Origin of the sequence: Neolewinella lacunae, from assembly GCF_014349155.1 — a bacterium.
In the GTDB taxonomy this organism is placed as follows: Bacteria; Bacteroidota; Bacteroidia; order Chitinophagales; family Saprospiraceae; genus Neolewinella; species Neolewinella lacunae.
This window is the reverse complement of sequence record NZ_JACSIT010000082.1, coordinates 1-3,230: the sequence shown is the minus strand read 5'-3', so window position 1 is coordinate 3,230 and position 3,230 is coordinate 1. Positions and strand designations below refer to the sequence as shown.

At 42.6% G+C, this 3,230-nt stretch carries 4 protein-coding genes and 1 pseudogene; 3 read left to right on the top strand and 2 right to left on the bottom strand.

The annotated features are described in order from the left end of the window. The 3 genes from H9S92_RS06975 to H9S92_RS06965 form a co-directional block, all read left to right on the top strand. On the top strand, nt 1-442 hold a 442-nt coding region (locus tag H9S92_RS06975; protein ID WP_187465447.1), incomplete at its 5' end, for a hypothetical protein. A 250-nt stretch (nt 443-692) separates the two neighbouring features. Beyond that, nucleotides 693-1,868, top strand: coding sequence for an RHS repeat-associated core domain-containing protein (locus H9S92_RS06970; protein ID WP_187465993.1), 1,176 nt, complete (start codon nt 693-695; stop codon nt 1,866-1,868). Between the two features lie 2 nt (nt 1,869-1,870). After that, entirely contained in the window at nt 1,871-2,368 is a 498-nt protein-coding gene (locus H9S92_RS06965; protein ID WP_187465992.1) for a hypothetical protein, read from the top strand. Nucleotides 2,369-2,408: 40 nt separating this feature from the next. Here the strand turns inward: H9S92_RS06965 and H9S92_RS21985 are convergent, their stop codons facing one another. Beyond that, entirely contained in the window at nt 2,409-2,585 is a 177-nt protein-coding gene (locus tag H9S92_RS21985; RefSeq protein ID WP_222936006.1) for a hypothetical protein, read from the bottom strand. Nucleotides 2,586-2,816: 231 nt separating this feature from the next. Continuing rightward, a pseudogene (locus H9S92_RS21980) lies at nt 2,817-3,230 on the bottom strand (hypothetical protein); the annotation flags it as partial.

Genomic DNA, 3,230 nt, shown 5'->3' with positions numbered 1-3,230 from the left:
CAACAGTGCAACTGAGGCCATCGTACTACAAGACATTGCCCGGATGCAGACTAGACGAGTACCGGAAGCGGATGAAGCGGAGAACTTTGCCGCTTTTCGGCGGCTGGAATCCTTGACAAAAGGGAAGGTTAATCTTGACGAGCTGGCCTACGAGTTTCACGAAAGCCTTTTGAATGAAGATGCTTTGGCGAACTACACCAAGGCTTGGCTGGATTGGGTCATCACCAACAGAGGCAAACTAACTGATACCCAACTGCAAGCAGCCATTGACCGGGCGAACGCGGTAATATCTTTAACTTTTCCGGATCAGCCAGACATGCTTAAACTGCGTATAAAGAATGGCGTAGCAGACTATGATACTTCTAAGGATCAGGCCTTAAAAGAAAAGTATTTTAAAAACATCTCAGACTTGAAATTGGAGTATCCTTCTGCTTCCCATTAGGTGGTAGGCAATGGGGCCTTGCTAATTATCCCCCTCGCCTGAATCTACCAGTTTAATCTTTGCAAATTTCTACTGCCGCTGTCCACCCAAATGGCCATGGGCTTAATTTTGTCGCGCGCTGGACCTCCGGAGCAACCTAACCGGCCAAAGCAACAGCAACATCGCTCTCACCCCAAACATCTTCAACCTCCCCGAGCAAATTGTCAAATCCGGGGTAACAACCAACATTATCTACGACGGCCGAGGCAACATGCTTGCCAAAACCACCACCGGACAACCCAGAAAAGACTATCTTAGTGGCATCGAAATCAGCGGAACAAATTTTGAAGCCATCATGCACAGCGAAGGACGCGCAGTCTTGGAAGGAACCTGGAAGTACGAATACGTGCTGCGGGACCATACGCGTTGTTTGGGGAAGGGGCCCCAAACAAAAGCTACGCGAGTAGTCTTCCGGCCAGGATCAGGCACTTCCCTTTCTGTCTTGGCTACGCACACTTACTACCCGTTCGGCATGGAAAATATGGCCATTGGGACGGGAGGTAGTGGCTATGATTATAAATACAACGGCAAAGAGCTCGATGCCAGCTTGGGCCTCTACGATTATGGGGCGCGGTGGTATGACCCAGCGGTGGCGCGGTGGTTGGCGGTGGACCCTTTGGCCGATCAGTATCGAAAATATTCTCCTTATAATTATACAGCTAATAATCCCATTCGGTATATTGATCCTGATGGAATGAGGATTGACGTAAAGACCACAACAAAAGAAGATGGCAGCTCAAGGGTCAAAATAAAGTATTCTGGAGTATTACAAACAGAAGGAGTTGATTTATCCAGAAAAGAATTAAATCAATTCAAAAGCCAAATAAAAAGTCAATTAAAGTCGTCCTTTAGCGTAAATTCTGAAGGCGTAAAGTCTACTATTAAAATAAAATTACGAACTGGTGGAAAACTTTCTAGCGATGACAATAGAATAATTTTAACTAATGCAGGGAACGCTAATTTAAAAAACGCAGACGGCCAAGCACCTAATGGATTTAATGCTTATGTTAATATTGAGAAAAACGCTGAGGAAGTTGTAAAAAATGCCGCACATGAAGTGGGACATAACATGGGGTTGCCTCATAATGTGTCTGAAATTGAAACTAGAACAGAGACTAAGTTTGGGATTAATATGACCATTCCAACATTGATGCAACCGAATACCATTGCCCCCATGACACCTGCGGCTGGCAATTTAATGTTGCCTGGCACACAAGTTGCAGCAGCTGGAACAAGTATTACACCCTCACAAATTTTGCACATATCTCAAGATGCCGCCCTGGGAAAGCTTAATCGAAATGATGTAAGTGGAGGAAGTGAGTCATTTGGGATTTATCCAACTGACCGGCCACTTGTTGACATCAACGGAAATGTTAAAAAAGAATAGATATGTTCTATCGAAGTACGGTATCCATACTTATTTTATTACAACTCTGTGGCTGCAAGTCACAGCATTGGTCCCACGAAAACATCAAAAGTGACACACAATTAAATACCATATTGAGCATTGATTTTCAAACCGGCTTTAAAAATGACACTCTCGCATTGTGGATTGGCGAGAGTAATGTTCTCTCAGAGACGGTTGCATCGACCGTTCCCGAGGCAAGTTTTACGAGTATTAGAATTTCACTTTACAAAGGCCTAGGGAATTTAATCCCAAATTTTATCCACCAGTTAAAAAATGGTGAGAATACGGTAAAAAACTCGTCAATCACTATTAGAGAAATAATTGAGATTAAAATACATATTAGGCCTGAAGAAGGTCAAAGTATCACAGAAAAAATATCTCTCGACCTCAGTAAAGGAAAGTATATTGGGATCTTGAAATCAAGTTCAATGCACACTATTGCTATAAGACAAAGTGAAACCGCGTTTAGCTATTATTAGTACATATCCTCACTACTCGGCGTGAAGACACAATATCAAGTCATCCAGTTAAAAATCCTATTGGGATACATTTATTTTGATCACCATAATCTAAAATAATTTCAAGTACTATAGTCCAACAACCTAGGTTTTGTGATTTTGGAGATTGAAGGCAACCATTCCGGAATTCAATGTTTACAAGGACTTGAGTTGTTCTTTCGTTTCTTTCAATTTTCACAAATTCTTTATTTTTTTACTCTATAATTCAGTAATTTGCTGGAGAAGCCCAGAAATTTAAAAATGACCAAATATGCTTCCACGAAACATATTGAAAATATTAATTTTCATGCTAATATGTGGCTGCAAGTCACAGCCCTGGCCCTACGACAATATTGCGGACGGAACTCATTTGCGTACACTCTTGAGTATAGACTTCCAGATGGGTTTCAAAGATGATACTCTTTCCATACTACTCTACATTTTTGACGATGGGGTGATTTCGTCCATCATCTAGACATAAATACCGTTCGATAAAGAGCTCAATCTTAGCACACCACGGGGTCAGCAAACTTAGCCCTCGGCGAAATACTGACTCTGCGGGGAAGGTAGTACTCTCGTCATATTTAATGATACGGATGGTCGAGCGTGCCGCCCATCCGACTCGAATCGTCATGGCGTAACTTAGCCCTACGATAGCCATTAGTAAGTTGCTTTTCCCAAGGGGTTTGAAATTGATCGCTTCTAGGTCAAAACCATTGGATTTGAGATGGCGGAATAAGCACTCAATACGCCAACGCTTTATGTATTGGTCAACAGTCTTCTTGACCGGTCGGAGGCGCGTCAGAAAAATGATCACCTCATCACCAGCGGTCCCTTTAGGATT